The 24,166-nt window shown below is 65.2% G+C and carries 25 protein-coding genes; 22 read left to right on the forward strand and 3 right to left on the reverse strand.

Features of this window, described 5'->3' with window-relative positions; all coding sequences use genetic code 11:
• Nucleotides 1-3: 3 nt before the first annotated feature.
• The 4 genes from AB1411_06660 to AB1411_06675 all read left to right on the forward strand — a co-directional run bounded on the left by AB1411_06660 (nt 4) and on the right by AB1411_06675 (nt 5,405).
• Entirely contained in the window at nt 4-693 is a 690-nt protein-coding gene (locus AB1411_06660; GenBank protein ID MEW6543277.1) for a response regulator transcription factor, read from the forward strand.
• A 358-nt stretch (nt 694-1,051) separates the two neighbouring features.
• On the forward strand, nt 1,052-3,589 hold the full coding sequence (locus tag AB1411_06665) for an ATP-binding protein (protein MEW6543278.1): 2,538 nt from the start codon (nt 1,052-1,054) through the stop codon (nt 3,587-3,589).
• Nucleotides 3,561-4,559 (forward strand): response regulator, encoded by a 999-nt coding sequence (locus AB1411_06670; GenBank protein MEW6543279.1) that lies wholly within the window; start codon nt 3,561-3,563, stop codon nt 4,557-4,559. Before AB1411_06665 ends, AB1411_06670 begins: the two co-directional genes overlap by 29 nt.
• A gap of 213 nt (nt 4,560-4,772) precedes the next feature.
• Entirely contained in the window at nt 4,773-5,405 is a 633-nt protein-coding gene (locus tag AB1411_06675) for a response regulator transcription factor (protein MEW6543280.1), read from the forward strand.
• Nucleotides 5,406-5,491: 86 nt separating this feature from the next.
• Here AB1411_06675 and AB1411_06680 read toward each other — a convergent pair whose 3' ends face one another.
• Complete coding sequence (locus tag AB1411_06680) at nt 5,492-5,839, reverse strand: pentapeptide repeat-containing protein (GenBank protein MEW6543281.1); 348 nt, start codon at nt 5,837-5,839, stop codon at nt 5,492-5,494.
• A gap of 173 nt (nt 5,840-6,012) precedes the next feature.
• On the opposite strand from AB1411_06680, the gene AB1411_06685 reads away from it, so the two are divergent.
• The 5 genes from AB1411_06685 to AB1411_06705 all read left to right on the forward strand — a co-directional run bounded on the left by AB1411_06685 (nt 6,013) and on the right by AB1411_06705 (nt 9,023).
• Nucleotides 6,013-6,372, forward strand: a complete 360-nt coding sequence (locus AB1411_06685; protein ID MEW6543282.1) for a hypothetical protein — start codon at nt 6,013-6,015, stop codon at nt 6,370-6,372.
• Between the two features lie 7 nt (nt 6,373-6,379).
• Nucleotides 6,380-7,123, forward strand: coding sequence for an A/G-specific adenine glycosylase (locus AB1411_06690; protein ID MEW6543283.1), 744 nt, complete (start codon nt 6,380-6,382; stop codon nt 7,121-7,123).
• Nucleotides 7,124-7,147: 24 nt separating this feature from the next.
• Nucleotides 7,148-7,615 (forward strand): 8-oxo-dGTP diphosphatase MutT, encoded by a 468-nt coding sequence (gene mutT, locus AB1411_06695; GenBank protein ID MEW6543284.1) that lies wholly within the window; start codon nt 7,148-7,150, stop codon nt 7,613-7,615.
• A gap of 45 nt (nt 7,616-7,660) precedes the next feature.
• On the forward strand, nt 7,661-8,215 hold the full coding sequence (locus tag AB1411_06700) for an N-acetyltransferase (GenBank protein ID MEW6543285.1): 555 nt from the start codon (nt 7,661-7,663) through the stop codon (nt 8,213-8,215).
• 97 nt (nt 8,216-8,312) lie between these two features.
• A complete protein-coding gene (locus tag AB1411_06705) occupies nt 8,313-9,023 on the forward strand; it encodes a 3'-5' exonuclease (protein ID MEW6543286.1) in 711 nt (236 codons plus the stop codon).
• Nucleotides 9,024-9,044: 21 nt separating this feature from the next.
• Here AB1411_06705 and AB1411_06710 read toward each other — a convergent pair whose 3' ends face one another.
• Nucleotides 9,045-10,085, reverse strand: coding sequence for a hypothetical protein (locus tag AB1411_06710; GenBank protein ID MEW6543287.1), 1,041 nt, complete (start codon nt 10,083-10,085; stop codon nt 9,045-9,047).
• A 304-nt stretch (nt 10,086-10,389) separates the two neighbouring features.
• Between AB1411_06710 and AB1411_06715 the strand changes: the two genes are divergently transcribed.
• Nucleotides 10,390-10,761: a hypothetical protein gene (locus AB1411_06715; protein ID MEW6543288.1), complete on the forward strand. Its 372-nt coding sequence runs from the start codon at nt 10,390-10,392 to the stop codon at nt 10,759-10,761.
• A 24-nt stretch (nt 10,762-10,785) separates the two neighbouring features.
• Here AB1411_06715 and AB1411_06720 read toward each other — a convergent pair whose 3' ends face one another.
• Entirely contained in the window at nt 10,786-11,130 is a 345-nt protein-coding gene (locus tag AB1411_06720) for a hypothetical protein (protein MEW6543289.1), read from the reverse strand.
• A 394-nt stretch (nt 11,131-11,524) separates the two neighbouring features.
• Between AB1411_06720 and AB1411_06725 the strand changes: the two genes are divergently transcribed.
• From AB1411_06725 to AB1411_06780, 12 genes are all read left to right on the forward strand, one after another.
• Nucleotides 11,525-12,973: a hypothetical protein gene (locus AB1411_06725; GenBank protein MEW6543290.1), complete on the forward strand. Its 1,449-nt coding sequence runs from the start codon at nt 11,525-11,527 to the stop codon at nt 12,971-12,973.
• A gap of 32 nt (nt 12,974-13,005) precedes the next feature.
• A complete protein-coding gene (gene urtA, locus AB1411_06730; protein MEW6543291.1) occupies nt 13,006-14,379 on the forward strand; it encodes an urea ABC transporter substrate-binding protein in 1,374 nt (457 codons plus the stop codon).
• 71 nt (nt 14,380-14,450) lie between these two features.
• Nucleotides 14,451-16,007, forward strand: a complete 1,557-nt coding sequence (gene urtB, locus AB1411_06735; protein ID MEW6543292.1) for an urea ABC transporter permease subunit UrtB — start codon at nt 14,451-14,453, stop codon at nt 16,005-16,007.
• 104 nt (nt 16,008-16,111) lie between these two features.
• The gene (gene urtC / locus AB1411_06740; GenBank protein MEW6543293.1) at nt 16,112-17,260 is read left to right on the forward strand and encodes an urea ABC transporter permease subunit UrtC; all 1,149 of its coding nucleotides are present in this window, start codon (nt 16,112-16,114) and stop codon (nt 17,258-17,260) included.
• 74 nt (nt 17,261-17,334) lie between these two features.
• On the forward strand, nt 17,335-18,108 hold the full coding sequence (urtD, locus tag AB1411_06745; protein MEW6543294.1) for an urea ABC transporter ATP-binding protein UrtD: 774 nt from the start codon (nt 17,335-17,337) through the stop codon (nt 18,106-18,108).
• Between the two features lie 77 nt (nt 18,109-18,185).
• Entirely contained in the window at nt 18,186-18,893 is a 708-nt protein-coding gene (gene urtE / locus AB1411_06750) for an urea ABC transporter ATP-binding subunit UrtE (GenBank protein ID MEW6543295.1), read from the forward strand.
• A 132-nt stretch (nt 18,894-19,025) separates the two neighbouring features.
• Entirely contained in the window at nt 19,026-19,328 is a 303-nt protein-coding gene (locus tag AB1411_06755; GenBank protein ID MEW6543296.1) for an urease subunit gamma, read from the forward strand.
• A gap of 158 nt (nt 19,329-19,486) precedes the next feature.
• Entirely contained in the window at nt 19,487-19,858 is a 372-nt protein-coding gene (locus tag AB1411_06760) for an urease subunit beta (GenBank protein ID MEW6543297.1), read from the forward strand.
• 40 nt (nt 19,859-19,898) lie between these two features.
• Entirely contained in the window at nt 19,899-21,626 is a 1,728-nt protein-coding gene (locus AB1411_06765) for an urease subunit alpha (GenBank protein MEW6543298.1), read from the forward strand.
• Nucleotides 21,627-21,751: 125 nt separating this feature from the next.
• A complete protein-coding gene (locus tag AB1411_06770; protein ID MEW6543299.1) occupies nt 21,752-22,402 on the forward strand; it encodes an urease accessory UreF family protein in 651 nt (216 codons plus the stop codon).
• A 148-nt stretch (nt 22,403-22,550) separates the two neighbouring features.
• Nucleotides 22,551-23,222, forward strand: coding sequence for an urease accessory protein UreG (ureG, locus tag AB1411_06775; protein MEW6543300.1), 672 nt, complete (start codon nt 22,551-22,553; stop codon nt 23,220-23,222).
• 47 nt (nt 23,223-23,269) lie between these two features.
• The gene (locus tag AB1411_06780; protein MEW6543301.1) at nt 23,270-24,136 is read left to right on the forward strand and encodes an urease accessory protein UreD; all 867 of its coding nucleotides are present in this window, start codon (nt 23,270-23,272) and stop codon (nt 24,134-24,136) included.
• Nucleotides 24,137-24,166 lie beyond the last annotated feature (30 nt).

A 24,166-nucleotide genomic window follows, 5' to 3' on the forward strand; every position in this document is an offset into this window, starting at 1 on the left:
GGGATGGACGTGAAGATTCGCATCGTCATCGCGGACGACCATGCGGTCCTGAGGGCCGGTCTCCGGCTGCTCATCAACGGCCAGCCAGACATGGAGGTGGTGGGGGAGGCGGCAGACGGAAGCGAGGCGGTGATCAGGGCTCGAGAGACGCAGCCCGATGTCATGCTGCTCGACCTGTCCATGCCCGGACAGGGCGGCACGCAGGCGATCACGGGAATCCGGCAAGCCGCACCCAACACCCGGGTCCTGGCCCTCACGATGTACGACGATCCGGCCTATCTCCGTTCCGTCTTGGCCACGGGGGGCGCCGGCTACGTGGTGAAGAGCGTGGCGGACATGAAGCTGTTGACGGCCATCCGGGCGGTCGCGAACGGGCGCACGTTCGTGGACCTCCCGGGCTTGGACCGGTCGCCCGCGGAGCAGGGCGTGCAGGGATCGGACGGAGGGGCGGCGCAGACCGAACGTTCATTGAACCTGTTGAGCGACCGGGAGCGGACGGTTCTGAGCCTCGTCGCCCAGGGCTATACGAACCAAGAGGTTGCCGACCAACTTGAAGTGAGCGTCAAGTCCGTGGAGACCTACCGGGCCCGTCTCATGGACAAACTCGGATTGCAGAACCGCGCGGACCTCGTCCGCTATGCGCTGGAGTGCGGACTGCTCATCCCGCCGACTCCGCCGATCCCTTCTCCCTAAAGCAAGCGAAGAGGAAATGTCGTCAGGATTACCCCGACGGTAACGGAAGCCACTTCAGGTATTCTCCTGATTCCCTGACCGTCTCCCCCGATGATAGAGGACTGATCGGATTCATCTCTCACGGTCCGATGATTCAAGGCACCGCTGTTGCAGTAACTCCTTTCCGTCTGTTGCTACTCGAAGACATTGCCGGACGGTCCGCAAGCGGCTAACTGACCAGTGCGGTGGAGCTTTGATCGGGCATCCGCTCAATCGAGGATCTTCGTGACGGAAAATTGTCTTCCCTCAGGACGGACGTCGGCACTTTCGGCCTGCTCAAGGCCATGCTCCTCGCACAGGCCGGCATGAGGATGCACCCATGGCGAACCCAACGATGCACATCCCGCCATCGTTTTCGGGCGCGGCGTGGCGTCTTCGCCCCCTGGCCCGATTCGGGCTGCTCGGTTTGGGGCTCGGACTTGCCGCGGTGCTGTTCGAGCCCGCTGTCTGGAGGACCGATTTCGCCTCCGGGCTCCTTTCTCACGGCCACTGCTACCTGTGGAGGCCGGGTCTGGTCTGGCTCCACGTGGTGTCCGACAGCCTGATCGGGTTGTCCTACTTGGTCATCTCCATCACGCTCACCTATCTGGTCTATCGCGCGCGCCAAGACGTCCCGTTCGGCTGGATGCTCCTGGCTTTCGGCTTCTTCATCGTGGCCTGCGGCGGCACGCACCTGATGGAGGTCTGGACCGTCTGGAATCCGCTCTACTGGTTGGCCGGCAACGTGAAGGCGTTGACGGCGGCGGCCTCGGTGGCCACGGCCGTCGTGCTGCCTCCCGTGGTGCCGAAGGTTCTGGCGTTGATCCATGAGGCCAAGCTTTCCGAAGAGCGGCGCAGGCAGGTTCAACAGGCCAACGCCGAACTGAGGGCGCTCAACGAGAAGCTCACCGAGTACAACCGGCTCAAGACGGAGTTTTTCGCCAACGTCAGCCATGAGCTTCGGACGCCCCTGACCCTGGTGCTGGGGCCGACCGAGAAGCTGCTGCGATCCGGCGGGCTGACCGAGCCCCAACGTCAAGACCTTCAGGTCGTCGAGCGGAACGCCCGCATCCTGCACAAGCAGGTCAACGACCTGCTCGACGTGTCCAAGCTGGATGCCGGGAAGATGAAGCTGGCCTACGTCGAGACCGACCTGGCGCGGCTGATCCGCGCGACCGCCGACGATTTTATGGTGCTGGCTCGGGAGCGGCAGGTTGCGTTTTCGGTTGAGACCCCGCCGACCGTCATGGCTCAGGTGGACATCGAGAAGGTCCAGCGCGTTCTGGTCAACCTCCTCTCCAACGCCTTCAAGTTCACCCCGGCCGGCGGGTCCGTGATCGGTCTCCTCCGGACGGGCGGGGATGAGGCGGTCCTGGAGGTCCAGGACGGCGGGCCAGGAGTACCTCCGCACCTCCGCGAGGCGATCTTCGAGCGATTCCGTCAGGGGGAGGGAGGACCGACCAGGACGTTTGGCGGTACGGGGCTTGGACTGGCCATCGTCAAGGAATTCATCGAACTGCACGGCGGCTCCGTCTCGGTCGGCGACGCGCCGGACGGAGGCGCGCTGTTCACCGTCCGGTTGCCGCTTATGGCGCCGCCGGGAGCCGCGGTGCGTCGCGCTGCGGATCGGCCGGATGAGGCCGACGCGCTCCTCCGCGCGGCGGTCGAAGAGCTGCGGCTGCGGGCCGAGGCTGCCCCGGCCGTTTCGGGGGCGGATCGTCCGCTGGTCCTCGTCGTCGAGGACAACCGGGACATGAACCGGCTCCTCGTCGAATGGCTGGCCCCAGACTACCGGACCGTGTCCGCATTCGACGGTCTGGAAGGGCTCGAGAAGGCCCTCGAGCTGCGTCCCGATCTGATCCTGAGCGACGTGATGATGCCGAAGATGAGCGGCGGTGAACTGATGCGCGCCGTCCGGGTCTCCCCCGAGCTCTGCGACGTTCCCATCATCATCCTGACGGCAAGGGCCGATGATGAGCTGCGCGTGGGGCTTTTGCGCGAGCGCGCCCAGGACTATCTGACCAAGCCGATCCTGATGGAGGAATTGCGGGCGCGGGTCGGCAATCTGGTCGCCGTCAAACGCGCGCGGGACCTGATGCAGCGGGAGCTGTCGAGCCAGGAGCAGAACGTCGCCGCCCTGGCCAACGAGATCGTGCTGGGCAAGCGCCAAATCGAGCGCTCACTGCAGGCCTTGAAGGAATCCGAGAAACAGCTCGCGGAGGCCCTGAGAGAAAAGGAGGTGCTCCTGAAAGAGGTCCACCATCGGGTCAAGAACAATCTCCAGATCATCTCCAGCCTGCTCAAGCTCCAGGCGGCTTCGATCCAGGACCGGCAGGTCCTGGATCTGTTCCGGGAAAGCCAGCGACGGGTCAAGGCCATCGCGCTGCTCCATGACATGCTGTGCGGCGGTCGGGAAGGCCAGGTGGACATGGCCCTGTACATCCGCCAGTTGGCGCGTCACCTCCGCGAGGCCTACGGGATCGGAGCGGATGGGCCGAGAATCGGCATCGAGGTGGACCAGGTTTCCTTCAACATGGACATGGCGATGCGGTGCGGGCTCATCATCGGGGAGCTGCTCTCCAATTCCCTCCGGCACGCTTTTCCAGACGGTCGAAGCGGGACGGTCACGGTCGCGCTGGCCGTCGAGGCCGGTGGGCGTTTGCGGATCAGCGTCGGCGACGACGGGGTCGGATCGAGTCAGCCGCTCGATCCCGCCCAATCTCAAACTCTGGGGCTCCAACTGGTCTCCATGCTGGTGAGGGACCTGGAAGGAACGGTGGAGATGCGCAGCGCCCGCGGGACGACGATCACGATTCTCCGTCCGTTCTCCAAAGGGGAGGGCGCCGGCCATGCCCAAGAAACAAATCCTCATCGTTGAGGACGAACCGGTCATTGCACTGGACATTCAGTACAGCCTGACCAAGGCCGGCTATTCGGTGACGGGGATTGCGGTCTCGGTTGACGGCGCGCTCAGCAAGATCACCGACGATGCGCCGGACCTCGTGTTGATGGACATCGTGATCAAAGGGGACACGGACGGGATCGAGGCCGCCCGCCTGATCAGGGAGCAGCACGACATTCCAGTGGTCTTTCTGACGGCCTACGGCGACGATGAGACTCTGCAGCGGGCCAAGCAGGCCTGCCCGTTCGGGTTCGTGCTCAAGCCGTTCGAGGACCGGGACCTGCGTGCGGCCGTCGAGGTGGCGTTGTCCAAGCACGAGGCCGACCAGCGGGTCAAGGAGCGGGTGCGGTGGCTGGACGCCACGATCCGCGGCCTCGGCGATGGCGTGATCGCCACGGACCGGCAGGGGCGCGTTTCGTTCATGAACTCCGTCGCGGAGGCCATCACTGGCTGGTCCCAGGCCGAGGCCGTCGGAAGGGCGATCGCGAGCGCATTTGATGTCCGGCGTGCCGGATCCCGGATCGTGGTTGAGGCGTTCGTCGCCGAGGCTGTGGAAGAGCGTCGCCCGGTGGGGTTGCCCGGCCGGACCTCGCTCATCGCCAGAGACGGCGTCGAGCATCCGATCTCCGGCAGCGTCACCCCGGTTTGGGATGCGCGGGGAAACGTCGTCGGCGCGGTCGTCGCGTTCTACGACGTCCTGCTGCGCAGCCAGGGAGAGGGGAACGTCGAGGGCCAGACGCGGGAGTTGCAGGACGCGATGCGCGTTCTCAGAATCCTGAAAGGCCTGCTCCCCATCTGTGCGTCCTGCAAGAGGATCAGGGATCAACACGGTGACTGGAAGACGATCGAGACCTATTTTGGCGAACGCTCGGAGATCCAGTTCAGCCACGGGATCTGTCCGATGTGCCTCGACAGACTGTATCCGGGAATCGGGCGAGAACCATGAGGGCGCTCGCCGATCAAAAGGGGAATCGGCCTCCCTTGCCCGCGGGGACGGATTGTGCTTTGATTCGCGCCGAGTCGGTTGGCCGCCACGTGCGCGCGCCCTTTCGATCGGGAAGCTTTGTAGGACGAACACCGATTCTCAACGAGCCGGTTTTGGCGGATTCTATGGGGTTGTTATCCGTCGGGTGTACGGACTGCGGACGACCGGAACGCGATGTTCAAGATACTCATCGCCGACAGCCACGAGGTGTCACGCCTCGGGTTAAGGCAACTCCTCTCGCACGAACCTGACCTGACAGTCGCGGCCGAGGCGCTCACGGCTCAGGATCTCCTCAAGCTGGCCGCGAAGCAGGACTTGGACGCGGTCGTGCTCGATTTGAACCTGGGGAACAAGGGCGGACTGGATCTGTTGAAAGAACTCAGGCGCGTCCGCCCGGACCTGCCGGTTCTGGTTTTCACGGGGCATCCGGAGCAGCAGTATGGCCTGCGCGCGATCAAGGCCGGCGCCAGGGGCTATGTTTCCAAGGCGAGACCGGCCAAAGAGATCGTCAAAGCCCTCAGGACCGTCTGTTCAGGCGGCAATTCCGTGAGCGAGTTGCTGGCTGATCGCCTGGCGATGGAGCGGAGGGCGGGCGCCTACGAACACCTCCATGACGGACTGTCCAACCGAGAGTTCGAGGTTCTCCTGTTGATCGCCTCGGGCTACACGGTCACCGAGATTGCCCGTCGCCTGGCCCTGAGCGTCAAGACCGTGAGCACGCACCGAACCAGGATTCTGGAGAAGATGGGGATGAAGAGGAACCAGGAGCTGATCCGGTACGCGTTCAGCCAAGGCCTGGTGAACTGAGCCGGCTTCGTTCGGCGTGGTAGCGCCAAAGCGGGGAGTCCGAGGCCTGCGCAGGGACGATCCGGGCGGGGAGGCCGCGCGAGCGGCTAGGTGCTGTACCGGAGGCGGGTGCCGAGCTCCACGGAGAGCTTGATCTCCTCGGCAGACAGACACTTGGGAAAGTAGGCGCCGGAAACCTGAGCCCCGTTGAGACTGGCGCCTTCCAAACAGGCGCCCCGGAAGTCGATCCCGCGAAGATCCGCCTGGCGGAAGTAGCAGTCGCTGAAGTCCAGCCCGTCCGCATCAATCCCGCGCAGGTCCAGGTTCCGGAAGTCGCAGGCCGTCAGGTCCGGCTTGTCGCCAGCGGCCTTTTTTCTGTTGAACTCCGCGAGGTTTCCCGCCCGGAGCAGCTGGTACATCGGGTCGTCGGAGATCCGCAGTTTCTTCGGTTCCATGGGGCACCCTCCGCGAGCGGCCGTACACCGCGCACGTCCTCTATCGGAGGAATCCAGAAATTTCTTGAGGCGCGCCGGGCAGGCCCGTTGATTTGCACGGACCGGCGGCGGTATCGTGTGGCTCGGTCATAACGGGCTGAGAACCAACACCGCCAGCGTCCCGGAGGTGTCCCATGGGACCGACCAAGGTGATCGTGAAAAGCGGCGCCCTCTACGATGCCAACACCGGCAGGCTGATCAAGGACGGTCTGGCGACCCCGCAGGCGGTTCGGGACTACGCGGCCCGGCATTACGTCGCCGTCCCCGAGACGGATCAGGCTGGCCGGCCTTGGGAGTTCGAGGGCCAACCGGTCTACTGCCTGCGTGGAACGCAGTACGAGACGCTCGACGGTCGCCGGCTGCCCCTCGCCCGCTGTCCGGACTGCGGCGGGATGGGAGTGCGGATTGAGGAGGCGACGGTGGATTCGGATTGCATCCGGTGCACGGCCTGCGGGCATGAGTTCGACGCCAGGCTGGAGATGATGGAGAGCTGAACGGCCGATGGCTCGGCGAAGAGGCGCGACCCTCAAATCGGCCAGGCGGGCAAAGGCCGGGAAGCGAGCGGGGCGCCAGGCGCCCGTCTCCATCGAGCCGGGCCTCAAGCGCCGGTTCCAGACCAGGCTTCTGAAGTGGTACCGGCAGCATGGCCGCGACCTGCCCTGGCGCAAGACGTCCGATCCCTATGAAATCCTGGTCTCCGAGGTCATGCTTCAGCAGACCCAGGTGGACCGGGTCGTCCCCAAGTATCACGAGTTCCTTGAGCGTTATCCGAGCTTCCGGCACCTGGCCGAAGCGCCGGTGGAGGAGGTTCGGGCTGCCTGGTATCCCCTCGGGTACAACGTCCGGCCCTACCGCCTTCACAGCATCGCGCGAGAGGCCGTGGCCCGGTATGGAGGGACGCTGCCGAGGGACCCGGATGCGCTGCTCTCATTCAAAGGGATCGGCCGCTACACGGCCGGGGCGGTCCGGTCCTTCGCCTTCAACGAAGACGCACCCATCCTGGACACGAACGTCATCCGGGTGCTGCATCGGGTGTTCCTGGGAAGCGGGGACCCGAAAACGCAGAAGTCCCGTCTCTGGGCCCTCTCCGAGGCCTTGATCCCGAAGGGGAAGGGCTACGACTTCAACCAGGCCATCATGGACTTCGGCGCCATCGTCTGCACCGCCCGCCATCCCTACTGCCTGCTCTGTCCCATGCGGGACTTCTGCAAGAGCTACCCGTTCGATTCCGGACGTGACAAGTGACGGGTGACACGTGATGAGACGGAAATGAGCAGGATGAGACAGACCGATCACTCGTCACGTGTCACGCGTCACGACATCATTCAAGTCGCGGCCGGCTTGATCCGCCGCGACGGCCGGTACCTCATCACGCGCAGGAACCGGGAGGCCCACCTCGGAGGGCTCTGGGAGTTTCCCGGCGGCAAGCGGGAGCCGGACGAGTCGCTCGAGGAATGTCTCCGCCGGGAGCTGCGCGAGGAGCTGGGGATCGAGATCACGGCACCGACTCTTTTTCGGGTCGTCCGGCATGACTATCCGGAGAAGCGCGTCGAGCTGCACTTCTTTCTCTGCTCGATCGAGACCGGCCTGGAACGCCCGCTGGGCTGCGCCGACCTGCGCTGGATGACGCCGGCGGAGATGCCCCGGTTCGACTTTCCGCCCGCTGACCGGCCGGTGATCGAGTCGCTGCAAAAAGACGTCGTGCGTCGTCCGCAAAGGCAGATCCGACCCGAGTGACGAGCGACGAGTGGCGAACGACGAATAACGGATGACGGCGTTGCGATGCTGCGCTTTCCGCTGGATGCGAAGCTCAAGGACGGGACGCCCATCCAGCTCGTGCTGGCCGATCAGGACGACGTGGAGCCCTTGCGGAGCCTGTACCGGATCATCGTGGCGGAGGGCACCTCCTATCCGCACGAACGGCCGCCGGATCGCGAGGACTTCCTGGACTACTGGTTCCGGGGGAAGAGCACCGTCGCCGCCTACGTCCGGACCGGAGGCCGGAACGGCGAGAGCGAGCTGATCGGGGCCTTCTATCTCAAGCCGAACTGGCCGGGGCGGGCCAGGCAGGTGGCCAACGCCGGATTCGTCGTGGCGCCTCAGTGGCGGAACAGGGGGCTGGGCTGGCTGCTGGGCGCCACCATGCTGCAGTATGCCAGGGATCTCGGCTACAAGAGCGTCATCTTCAACCTGGTCTTCTCCGAGAACCTGATCGCACGGCACCTCTGGCGGAAGCTGGGATTCGAGGAACTGGCCGTGATTCCCGGGGCCGTCCGCAAGGACGACGGGACCTACCAGGACGCGGTCGTCATGTGGAGATCGTTGCTGGAGCGGTGATGGGTGAAGGGTGATGTGTGATGAGTAGCAAGGGATCAAGCTCCTCCAGGAATTTGCCCCCCATCACTCGTTGCCCATCACCCATCACGAAGCCTCTATGAAAGTCGTCCTCGACATCGAGACCGTCCAGCCCTCCCGCGAGGAGTGGGCGCGGCTCGTCGGGCTCGGAGAGCCGGGCGAGGCGCTGCTCGAAGCGGCGGACAACCTGTTCGACCGGGCCGAAGCCTCGGAGAAGAAACGGCTGGAGGACGAGCAGTATGCCCGCTCGGCCTTCGACGGGACCTTCAGCCGCATCGTCTGCATCGGACTCGTGCTCCTCTCCGACTCGCTGGAGCCGCAGGGGGCCGTGGCCTGGTACGGGGGCAACGAAAGGGAGTTGCTCCAGCAGTTCTGGGCCAGGCTGGGGCAGGCCAGGCCGGTTCTCTACGTCACCCACAACGGGCTCGGGTTCGATCTCCCGTTCATCAGAAAACGCTCCGTCATCCATCAGGTCAAGCCGAGCCTGGAGATCCCCCTGGCCAAATTCCGCACCGACCCGGTCTACGACACGATGGCGGTCTGGAGCAACTGGGAGCAGCGGGGGTGGGTCAAGCTGGACGTGCTGGCCAGGGCGCTGAACGTGGAGACGAAGTCGGGGAGCGGAAGGCAGGTGGCGGACATGTGGGCGAGGGGGCAGGGGCGCGAGATCGCGGAATATTGTTTGCAGGATACCTACGTCACCTATGCCTGCTATTGCCGCATGAACTTCCGTGAGCCGCTGTCCCGCGAGGTCGTGCTGGCGAAGAAAGAGTTGATCGAAACGCGGTGAGGCGGACCGGTCTGCAGGGCGTCACCGGGCCTGGGCTGGCGCCGGCTGCTTTTTTCTCTTCTTGTCCTTCTGCTGGTCTATCTGGCGCTGCGCGTCCTGCTCGGCCAACTGTTTCTTGATCGTCTGCAGCTCCTCCTTCAGCGCCTCCATCTCCTTGTCCTTCTTGAGCATGAGCTCCTTCACCGACTGGATGTCCTGGGCGGGCGTCCCCTGTGGAGCCGGCCTCTCTTGAGCCCGTTCAGGGGTGGGCTGAGCCGGCGCGGGCGCCGGGGGCTTGCTCCCTTCCCGGTCTGGCGGCGGACCCGGCTGGGGAGCGGGCGGGAGGCGGACGGGCAGTTTGGCCAGGAGCTCGTAATCCAGGATGATCGGCGTCAGGTGAGGCTCCCCGAAGAACCCCCGTTCCTGGTAGGACTCGGGACGCAACGCGGCCTTCGGGGCGAAGAGGAACTCCACCCGGTCGAGGCTGCTCGCGTCGGGGAGACGGCGGTTCGGCATGTTGATGTTGTCGGGGCGGATCTGCTTCTGTCGAAACTCGGTGACGGTCAGGTGCAGAGAGAGGCCGTAGACGAAGAGCGCGGCGGAGGTGCTCTCCAGCTTGGGGCCGTACGTGGGGAGTTCGGACGAGCCGACCGCGGCTCCGCCGGTTTCCGAGAAGGTCAACAGCTTGCCCGGGGATCTGGGGCGATGGGCGACGCGGAAGCGGACCTGCTGGGTCGGCTTCGCCTGCGAGAGCGCCGTGACGATCAGCGGGGCAAGGAAGGCGACGTCCTCGTCAGAAAAAACCCGCTGGATCTTGTCTTCGGATTCGAAAAGCGTCTGCACCGTGGTCTGACGGCCCTGCACCAGAACCCCGCGCAGGGCACGGGCGATCGTCTCTTGCGGCATTGAAACCGGATGAGCCGCCTCGAGGTAGGGGTTGGCCATCGGCTCCAGGTAGACGCCTCCCCGCTGGCTCTCGTGGACGACGAGGTCAGGGCGGGGAGACGTGGCGCAGCCGGCGACGAGGAGGCAAGCCGCGACGGCCAGGCTGAACCCCTTCCAAGCCGGTGCGGGTCTGTCCATTCCTTGCTTGTTCACGTGAGGCTCGCGCCTGAGCTCCGGACCTGGGAAAGGCCGACAGTGTATCACAAGAAGCGAGGGACACAAACCGGGGGTTGACAGAGGGGCGGGTTTTGCTCTACAAACATCGCCATTGAGCTTGGCGCGGGGACGGTGCGACAACGGCGTCGCGTCCCGCTTGGCGACTTAGGACAACGGCGTCCTCTTGGTCCGGCATTCGGACCGGGAGGGCGTTTTTTTATGCTCGGAGAGCGGCCCGAAGGGTCTTTTGCAGAGGCCGCCGCGGAGCATCAGTGGAGAGCAGGCAATGAGTCCCAGGATAGCGGTGATCCTGTTGCTCGCAGGGTTGCTCTGCGGCTGTGCCGCGTCATTTCGCGATGAGGCTCTGGTGAGAGACGCGATGCGGGAACGCGAGGCGGCCTATGCGGAACTCACCCAGGCCATGACAACCTATTGCTCGGCGAGACATGCCTCGTTCGAAGCCAGACAAGCTTGCGAGATTGATAAGCGCCTGGAATTCTCGCGCTTCAATCCGGTGGAACGGAAGGCGGAAGAACCGCTCCCGACGGCTTCTGGCCTGAGGGGGAACGGGGCCCTTCCGTTCGTCAGATGTGAGCATGCCGGGGGGCGGGTGACCTGCCAACGGCTCTTCGCGGCATCACCGGGCGACCTGCACTAGCCATCCGCCCCGTCGGGCAATCCCTCAGTACACCTGGTTGTGCGGCAGTTGGCTCCGATACTCGCGCGCCATCTGGTCCGCTTCGTCTGCCGCCGAACGCATCTCCTTGGCCATCTCCCGGCTCCGCTTCGCCTGCTCGGAATCCTGCCCGCCCTGCTTGGCATGCCACCCGGCCTCCAGTTCCAGGCGCGCGGCCATGTTCCGAAACATCGCCGCCTGCCGACGATATTCGAAAGCCAGGTCGGCGGGCGACTTGGAGAGAGAGACATCCGGCGTCGCCTTACGCTCCGGCGGTCCTGCCGGACAGCCGGCCACGATCACGGCGCTGAGGAGCAAACCGCTTCCCAGGAGGAAAGATAGGGGCTTCATGGCATGACCCTCCTTTCTGGGCAGGCTCAAGGTTCCCCGATCCCGGCGATCTACTACGGAAATAATAGCATTATACTCCTGCGGTTCCCCAAAGGGGTAGCCAGCCGGGAGGACCGCCTTTCGGCTGAACCGGGGACGCGCCGAGAGATCCTGCGAAATCTCCCTTGACATGCTCGAAGCAGGAGGATTATAAGCGGTTCGTCGCGCAGGGCCGACGGGCGGAGACAAGGGCGTCTCCGTTCGGAAGCGCGGCATCACAGAGGCACAAGGACAATGGCGTCCTTTTGGTCCAGTGGAGGACCGGAAGGGCGCCTTTCTTTTTTCTACAGGCCGCCCGCCGGTCGTGGTGTGCATTGGGGCGATGTTTGCCCAAAGACAGGAGGAGGGCGGCGAAATGGAACGGGAAGGATGGAAGGGCAGCCGGGTGTGGCTGCTCGCCGTCGCGTTGGTCCTGCTTGCGGGACCGGTCGTTGCGGCGGAGAAAAGCGCGGAAGAGGCGGAGGGGGCCGGGCGGCTGCTGCGGAAGGAGCAGTCCCCGCCCAGCGGCCCGCAGCCGGGGGTTCCCGCAACGGGACAGGAGGTCGCGCCGCAAAAGGCGGAAGGAGCCGGGCAGCTCATCCGGGAGGAGGAGCACGGCCAGCACCTGTGCGCCGGCTGTTTGAGCACCCTGTACGAAGAGGGCAGCAAGGGGTCGCTCGAACCCTACGGCCGCGTCGAATTGGACGGGATCTACAGCAGCCGGAACAACAACCCCTTGGACCCGGGACAGTTCAACGGGTACGCCACCGCGGCGGGCAAGAACGCCAACGCGTCGAGCACGCTCAATCCCCGTTACAGCGTGTTCGGCGTCAAGGCCGAGCGGACGGACGGGAAGCACAGCCTGACCGGCGTGGTCGAAATCGACTTCTACGGGCAGACGGACAACGCCGGCAACCTCCCGCCGCGTTTGCGCTTGGCCAACGTGAGGTACACCTACGACAAGACCAGCGTCACGGCCGGCATGGACTGGACGCCGATCATGTCGCTGCACCCGGATCTGATCGACTTCTCGATCATGGGCTACGGCGGCAACCTCTGGCAGCGTCTCCCGCAGGTCACGGTGCGGCACCAGTTCAGCGAGAACGTCGAGGGGTTGCTCACGGTCCTGCGGTTCGAGCGCGGCCTGTCCGCGATCCAGACGAACCAGCAATCGAGACCGAGCCCCGGCGGGCCGTCCTGCACCGCGGGGAGCTTCGCGTCGAGCAACTGCGTCTTCAGCGATCCCGTGCAGCATCCCTACTATGGCGGCCGGTTGGCCTATACCGGGACTGGGAACATGCAGGGCTTCATGATCGCCGGCAGCGTAGCCTACCGGTACTACCGGTCCGCTCCCATGCCCAGCAATGCGGCGTTTCAATCGGGCCGGGACATCAACTCCTACCTGATCGGCGGTGAGCTCGTGGTGCCGATCACCAAGACCTTGAAGTTCTCCGGCGAGATCGCCTATGGCCAGGCGCTGGGGGTCGAGTTCTTCCGGTACAACCAGGAGCTGAACCTGACGACCGGCAAGCCGATCCGGGCGATGATGGGCTGGGGCCAGCTCAGCTACGCGCCGGCCAAAGGCTATACCTTCCTGGCCGGCTACGGATTCGACAATCCGAACAAGGACGACCTGCAGGGCAGCACGACCAGCGTCGACGTCCAGTACCTCTCGAACCAGCGGATGTACGCGACGATGGTCAAGCAAATTTGGGCCGACTTCTACCTGGGCGCCGAGTTCCAGAACCTCTGGACGCAGTGGGCGGGCACCTTCGAGCGGTTCTCGGGACAGCAATACAACCTGTCGGTCTGGTACAACTTCTGAGCCGGGCCGAAGGCCTGGAAGGAGCGACAACCATGAGCGAGATGGAACCGAAGAGCGCGAGCGAGCGAAACGACGGGCAGGGCGAATCCCACGGGCAGGGCCAATCCCGGCGCGAGTTCCTGGTCGCCGGCACCAGGACGGCCGCGGGCCTGGGCGTGGCGGCCCTGCTAGGGAACCTCGGAAACTGGGCCCTGTCCTACGCGGCGGACAAGGCGCCGATCAAGATCGGCGTGCTCCACTCGCTGAGCGGGACGATGGCGATCAGCGAGGTCTCGCTGCGGGACGTGGTCCTGATGGCGGTGGAGGAGATCAACGCCAAGGGGGGCGTGCTGGGCCGCAAGATCCAGCCGGTCGTGGTGGACCCGGCCTCCAACTGGGATCTGTTCGCCGAGAAGGCCAAGCAACTGCTCCTCGTGGACAAGGTGGCGGTGGTGTTCGGCTGCTGGACTTCGGTGAGTCGGAAGTCCGTGCTGCCGGTCTTCGAGAAGAACAACGGGCTGCTCTTCTACCCCGTGCAGTATGAAGGGGAGGAGTGCTCCCACAACGTGTTCTATACCGGGGCGGCGGTGAACCAGCAGGCCGTGCCGGCGGTGGAATACCTGATGAGCAAGGAGGGGGGCGGGTACAAGAAGTTCTACCTCCTCGGCAGCGATTACGTGTACCCGCGCACGACGAACAAGATTTTGCGGGCCATGCTGCTGGCCAAGAAGGTGCCGCCGGCCAACATCATGGAGGAGTACACGCCGTTCCACCACCAGGATTACCAGACCATCGTCGGGAAGATCAAAAAGTTCGCGGCGGGCGGCGGGGCCTGCGTGATCAGCACGATCAACGGCGACAGCAACGTGCCCTTCTACAAGGAGTTCGCGAACCAGGGGCTGCGGGCGGAGGACGCGCCGATCATGGCCTTCAGCGTGGCGGAAGACGAGCTGCGCGGGATGGACACGACCGCGCTGGTCGGGCACCTGGCGGCCTGGAATTACTACCAGAGCGTGGACACGCCGCAGAACAAGCAGTTCGTGGCCAACTTCAAGGCCTACTGCAAGAAGAACAACCTGCCGGACGGCGACAAGCGGGTCACGGACGATCCGATGGAGGCCGCCTATTTCGGCGTCCATATCTGGAAGCAGGCGGTGGAGAAGGCCGGCTCCACGGAAGTGGACAAGGTCCGCAAGGCGGTCTACGGGCAGAAGTTCCTGGCTCCCGGCGGGGAAATCAAGATGGATGAAGCGAACCACCACACCTGGAAGCCGGTGCTGATCGGGGAGATCCTGAAGGACGGCCAGTTCAAAATCGTGTCGCGCTCGAAAGGCCTGGTGAAGCCGGAGCCCTGGAGCGAGTACACGAATCCGGACAAGGGGTGCGACTGGATCAAGCACCAGGGAACCTATCAGAAGAAGAAGTGAGTCATGGGGACGGGGGCGCCTCGCCTCGGCGGCGACGGCGCCCCGGGTCCTTTCGCTGCGCGGACCAGGCGATGACACGCATTTTCAGCACGTTGTTCGGAATGCTGCTCCTCCTCCTGGCCTGTTTCCCGGCCGGGGCGGAGGAGACGGCGACGGAGACGGAGATCGAGCAGGCCTTGGCCGACCTCTCCGGCCAGGACCAAGTCGCGCAGGAAGCGGCGGTCCGGACCCTGGTCGAGAGGGGGGAGGCAAGCCTCCTGCCGAGGCTGGAGGAACTCCGGCTCAGCGCCGACCGGAGCCTGCGGCTTCTCATCAAGCCGGTCATTGATCTGCTGAAGAGCCGGGCCAATCTCGCGAGCGAGGATCCCGACACGAGGCGTTCCGCTGCGACCGACCTGGGGATGATGGGGAAGCCGGCCGCCATTCCCTGGCTGGAGGCGGCGCTGAAGACGGAGCCGGACCGGTGGGTGCGCTATACGATCGAAGAGGCGATCGGTCTGCTCAGGCTGGCGAGCGACGATCCGGCGACGAAGGTCGCGGCGGCCACCAGGCTGGGCGAGCTCCGCAGCCAGAACGCCTTGCCGGCCTTGAAGGAGCTGGTGAGCGCGTCGGCGGTTCCCGTCGAGGGCCCTGCGCTCGGCGGGCAGGCAGCGCCACAAGGGCAAGGGGAAGTGGCGAAGGCCGCGGCCCAAGCGGTCGAGCGGATCGAAACCTGGGGAAGCTGGGTCAGCGCCATCGAGACCCTGTTCCGCGGGATCAGCCTGAGCTCGATTCTCCTGCTCATGGCCCTGGGCCTGGCCATCATCTTCGGCCTCATGGGCGTGATCAACATGGCCCACGGCGAGCTGATGATGCTGGGGGCCTATGCGACCTTTCTCACCCAGGAAGGGTTCAAGGTCTATCTTCCGGCCGGTCTCTTCGACTATTATTTTCTCGCGGCCATGCCTTGCTCGTTCCTCGCGGCGGGGCTGTTCGGCCTGTTTCTGGAGGCGACGCTGATCCGGTTCCTCTACGGTCGGCCGCTGGAGACGCTGCTCGCGACCTGGGGCGTGAGCCTGATCCTCATTCAGGCGGCGCGGGTGATCTTCGGGGACTTGACGTCCGTGGTGGCGCCGAGCTGGCTGAGCGGCGGGGCCCAGGTCCTCGTGGGGGTGCAGTTGCCCTACAACCGGCTCTTCATCATCGCGCTCTCCGCGCTGTGCGTGGCCGGGATCTACCTGTTCCTGTTCAAAACCGGGATCGGGCTCAAGGTGCGCGCCGTCATGCAGAATCGCAGCATGAGCGCCTGCCTGGCCATCCCGACGAGAAAAGTGGACGCGTACACGTTCGCCTTCGGCTCCGGCCTGGCCGGTCTGGCCGGCTGCGCGCTGACGTTGATCGGCAACGTGGAGCCGGGGCTGGGCCAGAACTACATCGTGGACTCGTTCATGGTGGTCGTTACCGGCGGCGTCGGCAAGCTGGCCGGCACGATCGTCGCCGCGCTGGGCATCGGGGGGCTGAACAAGCTGCTCGAGCCCAGCTTCGGGGCCGTGTACGGCAAGGTCCTGATCCTCGTCCTCGTGATCCTGTTCCTCCAGCGACGGCCGTCCGGTCTCTTCACGATCAAGGGACGGCAGCTCGAAACGTGATCGGCAGCGCTGGTCATGCGTCATCCGTCACTGGTCGTTCGCGGGAAAGCGACGCTCTGATTTGCGAATGACGGATGACGCATGACGATTCCCCCGAGAACGGCATGACACAGTCGGATCTGAACGCCCGGGCCCAGGATGGCGAACGGCACCGAGAAGGCCTGTCCTTCTGGCTGGCCGGCTTCCTGCTGCTCCTCGTCCTGCCCCTGTTGAACGTGCTGCCCGGACCGGACTCCTGGCTGTACGTCTCGGATTTCACGCTGAACCGGTTCGGCAAGTTCCTGGCCTTCGCGATTCTCGCACTCGGCCTGGACCTCATCTGGGGCTATACGGGCATCCTGAGCCTGGGGCACGGAGTGTTCTTTGGGCTGGGGGCCTACGCGATCGGCATGCACCTGATGCTCTCGATCGGCACCGAGAGCGTCTACGGCAGCACGTTGCCGGACTTCATGGTCTGGAACCAGGTCAAGGATCTGCCGCTCTTCTGGAAGCCCTTCTACAGCTTCGGGGTCGCCGCAGTCGCGGCGATCCTGCTGCCGACGTTGTTCGCCCTCGTCTTCGGCTTCCTGGCCTTCCGCAGCCGCATCCGCGGCGTCTACTTCTCGATCATCACCCAGGCCCTGGCCCTCTCGGCCTGGCTGGTGTTCAACCGGAACGAGACGAACTTGGGCGGCACCAACGGGCTGACCGACTTCAAAACCGTGCTCGGATTCCGTCTGAGCGATCCGGGAACGCAGCGGGCCCTCTACGTCCTGACCGTCCTTTGCCTGGGCGCCTCGTATCTCCTCTGCCGCTGGATCATCCGGTCCCGGACCGGCAAGGTGCTGGTGGCGATCCGAGACAGCGAGCAACGGGTGCTCTTCTCCGGGTATTCGCCGGCCAACTTCAAACTGTTCGTCTTCGTGGTTTCGGCGGCGCTGGCCGGTCTGGCCGGCGCGCTCTACGTGCCGCAGGTGGGAATCATCACGCCGGCTCAGATCGGCGTCCTCCCGTCGATCGAGATGGTGATCTGGGTGGCGGTCGGCGGGCGCGGCACCCTGGCCGGCGCGGTGCTGGGCGCGGTCGGCGTGAACTGGGCGCGGAGCGTGCTGACCAACTCGTTCCCCGACCTCTGGCCGTTTTTCCTGGGCGGGCTCTTCGTCGCGGTCGTCCTCCTGTTTCCGGAAGGGCTCGTGGGGGTGATCCGCAAGCTTGGCGCCGGCTGGATCGGCTCCAGCCGTTCGGTGGTGCCGGCCGCTGAACGGCAGTCATGAGTGAAGGGTCGGTAGCGTTTAGTTGCCCGACGACTCAAAACTGAGAACTGACAACAGAAAACTGAAAACCGCCCATGACCGAACGGGGCTCGATCATCTATCTGGATGGCGTGACCGTTGATTTCGACGGCTTCAAAGCCCTCCGGGACCTGAACTTCATCGTGAACTATCACGAGCTCCGCGTCGTGATCGGCCCCAACGGGGCCGGCAAAACCACGCTGCTCGACGTCGTCTCGGGCAAGGTCAAGCCCGTCTCGGGCCGCGTCATCTTCGGGAAGGACACGGACCTGGTTCCGCTGCGGGAGCACGAGATCGCCGGCTTGGGGATCGGGCGCAAGTTCCAGACCCCGTCGGTCTACGGCAACCTCACGGTCTGGGAGAATCTGGATCTGTCCCTCCGCCGGACGAGCAGAGGGGTCTTTGCGACGCTCTGGGCCAGGTCCAGCCGGGCGGAGGGCGAAAAAGTCGAGGAAGTGTTGGAGACGATCGGGCTGACCGAGAAGCGGCACGTCCGGGCCGGGGCCTTGTCGCACGGGGAGAAACAGTGGCTGGAGATCGGCATGGTGCTGCTTCAGGACCCGGCGCTGCTCCTCGTGGACGAGCCGGTGGCCGGCATGACCGACCAGGAGACCGAACGGACCGGGCAGCTCCTCCAGTCGCTGGCCGATCGCCATTCGATCATCGTGATCGAGCACGACATGGAGTTCGTGCGGCAGATCGCCAAGACCGTCACGGTCCTGCACGAAGGGGCCGTGCTGTGCGAGGGGCCGGTGGAGACGATCCAGTCGGACCCGCGGGTGGTGGAGATCTACCTGGGCCGCCAAAAAGAGGCGCATGCCCGAGCGTGAAACGTGACTCGTGAAGCGTATCTCGTCCTCGAATTCTGACGCTTCACGAAATACGAGATGCGAGCGACGAGAGCCCCGTGCTTAAACTCGATAACCTGAACGTCTATTACGGGGAGAGCCACATTCTCCGGAATGTCTCGCTGGGGGTCGGGCCGGGACAGGTGGTCTGCCTCATGGGACGAAACGGGGTCGGCAAGACCACCCTGCTCAAGACGATCATGGGGCTCCTGCCATCCCGGACCGGACGCGTCCAGTTCGACGGGACGGACGTTTCGCAGGAATCCCCGGATCGCCGGGTCCGACGGGGCATCGCGTACGTTCCGCAGGGGCGCGAGATCTTCCCGCACCTCACGGTCCGTGAGAACCTGCGGCTCGGCTACGAAGCGGGCGCGACGAAGAACGGGAATCAGGAGAAGGACGCGTTCGACGAGGTCTTCGCCCTGTTCCCGGCCCTGGCCTCGATGCTGGACCGGGCGGGAGGCGTCCTCAGCGGCGGGCAGCAGCAGCAATTGGCGATCGGGCGGGCCCTGCTCTCACGGCCCAAGCTGCTCCTCCTGGACGAGCCGACCGAGGGGATCCAGCCCTCCATCGTCGAGCAGATCGAGCAGGTGATCGAGGGCTTCAAGGAGCGGCGGCGGTTCGCGATCCTGCTGGTCGAGCAGTACATGGAGTTCGCGGCGCGGCTGGCCGATTCCTACGTCATCATGGCCAAAGGGGCGGTGGTGGCGTCGGGGCGGACGTCGGAGTTGAGCGAGGAGCAGGTCAAGCGGCATTTGATCGTGTGATGGCGGTGGGTAGCTGACGAAGAAAACCGGAGGCAGAATCCATCTTCACATTGACCGCGAATGTCGCTATGATCCCGTACCGTATTGCTCCGAACCGCCGTTCGCCATCAGCCGATTGCCCTTGGTGAGCCCATGCACCTGACGCCGCGTGAACAAGAAAAGCTGTTGATCTATGTGGCCGCCCAACTGGCCAGGGAGCGGAAGGCGAGGGGGCTGAAGCTGAACCATCCGGAAGCGGTGGCGTATTTGACCGCGGCGATCCTGGAGGGGATCAGGGACGGCCGTTCCGTGGCCGACCTCATGAGCCACGGAGCGACGCTCCTGACCAGGGACGACGTGATGCCAGGCGTTCCCGAAATGCTGCCCGAGCTGCAGGTGGAGGGGACCTTTCCTGACGGGACAAAATTGGTCACGGTTCACCAGCCGATTCGGTAGGAAAGTTCCAGTCATTCTTTAATTTAGGAGCGACCGTGGCGGCGAGACGAGGGCGAAGAAGTTCCGGCAAGGTCAAGGCCCGGCCGAAGGCCGGTGCGAGGTCGAAGGTTCGGGTTCGGAAAGCCGCCCTCTCCCGGAGCTCCCTCCAGCCTGCCGCGGTGATCCCAGGCGAGCTGTTCCTGGCCAAGGCCGACGTCGTCGCTTTCGAAGGTCGTGCCACCATCGAGCTGACCGTTGCGAACGCCGGCGATAGGCCGGTCCAGGTGGGCTCCCACTGTCATTTCTTCGAAGCGAACCGGGCGCTCAAGTTCGATCGGGAAAGGGCCTACGGGTTCCGGCTTCAGGTGCCGGCCGGCACGGCCGTGCGGTTCGAGCCGGGCGAAGAAAAGAAGGTGACGCTCGTCGCGATCGGCGGGAACCGGATCGCTTACGGGATCAACGGCCTGGTCAACGGCCCGCTGGACGATCAGCAGGTAAAGACGGCCGCGTTGCGCCGCGCCGAAGAGCAGGGATTTTCCGCTCAACCGTGAAGCGAAATACGCTTCACGAGCGACGATTCACGGGAGCACCATGAAGATTCCGCGCCGCCAATATGCGGACCTGTACGGTCCGACCGTCGGCGACCGGGTCCGGCTGGCGGACACGGAGTTGATCGTCGAGGTCGAGAAGGACCTCACGACGCCGGGCGAGGAGGCCAAGTTCGGCGGAGGCAAGGTCATCCGCGACGGGATGGGCCAGTCCCCTGCAGCGACCAGGGCCGGCGGAGCGCTCGATCTGGTGATCACCAACGCGGTCATCCTGGACTACTGGGGAATCGTCAAGGCGGACATCGGGATCAGGGACGGGCGCATCGTCGGGATCGGCAAGGCGGGCAATCCCGATTTGATGGCGGGGGTGACTCCCGAGCTGGTGATCGGCCCAGGCACCGAGGTCATCTCGGCCGAGGGCAAAATCGTGACGGCCGGCGGGATCGACAGCCACATCCACTTCATCTGTCCCCAGATCATCCATGAAGGGCTGGCTGCCGGCCTGACCACGTTGATCGGCGGCGGCACCGGTCCGGCCACCGGCACGAACGCGACGACCTGCACGCCCGGCACCTGGAACATCCACCGGATGCTGGAGGCGGCGGACGGGTTCCCGATCAACCTCGGCTTCCTCGGCAAGGGGAACGCGGCGCTCCCGCTCGGGCTCAGCGAGCAGGTCGAGGCCGGCGCGATCGGCCTCAAGCTCCACGAGGATTGGGGAACCACGCCGGCGGCCATCTCCACCTGCCTCGACGTCGCCGAGCGGTACGACGTGCAGGTGGCGATTCACACGGATACGCTCAACGAGGCCGGGTTCGTGGAGGACAGCATCAAGGCCTTCGCCAGCCGGACGATCCACACCTTCCACACCGAAGGAGCCGGCGGCGGCCACGCGCCCGACATCCTTCGCGTCTGCGGCGAGCCGAACGTCCTGCCCTCCTCCACTAACCCCACGATGCCCTTCACCGTGAACACGATGGACGAGCACCTGGACATGCTGATGGTCTGCCACCATCTCAACCCGCGGGTGCCGGAGGACATCGCCTTCGCCGAGTCCCGCATCAGGCGGGAGACGATCGCCGCGGAGGACATCCTCCACGACATGGGGGCGATCAGCATCATGTCCTCGGATTCGCAGGCCATGGGCCGGGTGGGGGAGGTGATCGTCCGAACCTGGCAGACCGCCCACAAGATGAAGGTGCAGCGGGGGCAGTTGGCCTGGGACGGAAAGACCCTCTCCAAACAGCCCAACGACAACGTCCGGGCCAAACGCTACGTCGCCAAGTACACGATCAACCCGGCCATCACGCACGGCATCTCGCACGAGGTCGGCTCGGTCGAGAAGGGCAAGCTGGCCGATCTCGTGCTCTGGCGTCCGGCCTTCTTCGGGGTGAAGCCGGAGATCGTCGTGAAGGGCGGTTTTCCCATGGCGGCCGCGATGGGGGACCCCAACGCCTCGATCCCGACGCCCCAGCCGGTCCTCACGCGCCCGATGTTCGGCAGCTTCGGCCGCGCGCCCTATGCGACGAGCCTCACGTTCGTCTCCCAGGCGGCCCTGGAGCGGGAGGTGCCGCGCAAGCTGGGCCTGCAGAAGCGGGTTTCGGCAGTGAAGCGCTGCCGCGGGATCGGAAAGCTGGACCTCAAGCTGAACGACGCCTTGCCCAAGATCGAAGTGGACCCGGAGACCTACGAAGTGCGCGCCGATGGCCAGTTGCTCAAGTGCGAGCCGCTGGCGGTGCTGCCGATGGCTCAACGGTATTTCCTCTTTTAATGGCTCGAGGCACGAGGCGAGAGGCTATGGGCGGGAGCAAAGAAAAGGGCCTGCGTATCTCAACCCCCTCGCCTCTTGCCCCTTGCCCCTCACCCCTTCTTTCACTTCTCCGCGGGCTCCGGTTCGTGGACAGTTTTTTCCCGTCCGGCGGCTACGCCTTCTCCTCCGGTCTGGAAGCGGCCGTGCAGGGCGGTGCCGTGCGCGACGCGCGCGAGCTGTCACGCTACGTCGAAGACCTGCTCGGGAACGGGCTGGGCCGGTGCGAGGCAGTGGCGGTGGCGAGGGCGTGGGATGCCCAGGCGCGAGGCGCGGGGCACGAGGCGATAGGGGCAGACGAAGAACTCGATGCGATGAAGCTGTGCCGCGAGACCCGCAAGGCCAGCCGGCAGATGGGCCGGCAGGTGATCCGGATCGCGGCGGAGCGGATGGTCGAATCGGCGATCCTGCGAGGCTACCGGGAGGCGGTCGCTGCAGGTCGCACGCCGGGACATCTGGCCGTGGCCCTCGGTCTGACCCTGGCTGCCTGCGGCTGGCAGAGGGAGGAGGCGGTCGCCGCCTATCTGTATCAAGGGGCGGTCGGACTCGTCTCCGCTTCCTTGAAGCTCCTGCCGATCGGGCAGAAGGAGGCCCAGCGGCTGCTGGACGACTGGCTCCCGTTGATTGACGAGTTGAGTCGGGCTTCGGGCGGCGCCGACACGATGATCTCCTGGACGCCGGTCCAGGACATCTACGCGATGCGCCACAGCCGACTGGCTTCCCGGCTGTTTCGCTCTTAGCGAAACAGCCGGGAGCGTATAGCTGATAGCCTATGGCTTATGGTAGGAGCGGAGACGGGGCCGGATTTCTTGTCATCGGCCATCAGCTTTAGCTCCGGTTGTCTGCCATACGCCGTACGCCATACGCTGTAAGCCATAAGCTCTTCTCATGCACGATCATCACCACCATCATGAAGGCAACGGAAAGCCGACCAGGGCCAGGGAGGCGGGCGTCCCGGTGATCGGAATCGGCGGGCCGGTCGGGTCGGGGAAGACCGCGCTCGTGGCGGCCCTCTGCCTGGCGCTCCGGGACAGGTACAGCCTGGGCGTCGTGACCAACGACATCTTCACGAAGGAGGATGCGGAGTTCCTCACCAAGCGCGGGGTGCTGCCGGCGGAGCGGATCATCGGCGTCGAGACCGGCGGCTGTCCGCACACGGCGATCCGGGAAGACGCCTCCCACAACCAGGAGGCGGTGGACGAGCTGGTGCGGCGGATCCCCGACGTGCGCCTGATCTTCGTGGAGAGCGGGGGGGACAACCTGGCTGCCACCTTCAGTCCCGAGCTGGCCGACCACGTGATCTACGTGATCGACGTGGCGGCGGGAGACAAGATTCCCCGCAAGGGCGGTCCGGGGATCACCAGGTCGGATCTCCTCGTCATCAACAAGGTGGACCTGGCGCCGCACGTGGGCGCGGACCTGTCCGTCATGGACCGGGACAGTCGGCTCATGCGGGGGGAGCGGCCCTTCATCTTCACCAACCTCCTGACCGGCGAGGGGCTCGCCCGCGTGGTCGAGTGGGTCGAGCTCAGGCTCCCGCAACGGGCGAGGCGACCATGATCGTCACTCGTCATCCGTCATTCGGAGCGGGCCGGTCCGGGCGACGAGTGACGAATGACGAGCAACGGGCCACGCCGTCCGATGTGGGGCGGGTGGGGGAGCTGGTCCTGGACTATGACCGGCACGGTCGGGAGACCCTCCTCGCCCGCTCCCATTGCCGCAGCCCCTGGCATCTCCTGCCTCCGATCCAACTGGACGACACAGGCGCATCCTATACGTTGCTCGTGAATCCTTCAGGCGGCCTGGTCGGCGGCGATCGCCTGTCCGTTAAGGCCAGGCTGGGGCCGGGGACCCACGTCCTCGTTTCCACCCCCTCGGCGAACCGGGTCTACCGGTCCCTGTCCGAACCCTCCGTCCAGACCGTCGAACTGACCGTCGGGAGCGGGGCGGTGCTGGAATGGGTGCCGGAGGTGACGATCCCCTTCGCCGGTTCCCGGCTCCACCAACGGATTCACGTCACGCTGGCCGAAGGGGCGACGCTGCTGCTCTGGGACGTGCTGGCCTCCGGCCGCATCGCGAGGGGGGAGCGATGGGCCTTCACCGACCTGGCCAACGAGATCCGGATCGAGACAGCCGACGGGAAGGTCTCACTGGAGCGGGTTCACCTGGTTCCCGGCGACGAGCCGGACTGGGTCGGACTGGCCGGAGACTGGAACTATGTCGGTTCGTTCTACGTGGTGGGGGATCAGATCGGTGCGGAGGTCTGGAAGAAGCTGGAAGACCGGATGGGCCTGGTTCTGGAAGAGAAAGGTCCGGCAGTTCTCGGCGGCCTGTCCGAACCGCCCGTGCCCGGCCTCCTGGTGAAGCTGGTGGCCAAGTCCGCTCCGGCCCTGACCGACACGCTCGAGCCCCTGTGGAGCGAAGTTCGATCCTGCCTGTGGAACCGGCCCCTGCCAGCCCTGCGCCGCTCCTGAACTTCAACAAGAAGCGAGGCGGTGGCAGAA

It is taken from the genome of Nitrospirota bacterium (assembly GCA_040757595.1).
Lineage (GTDB): Bacteria > Nitrospirota > Nitrospiria > Nitrospirales > Nitrospiraceae > JBFLWP01.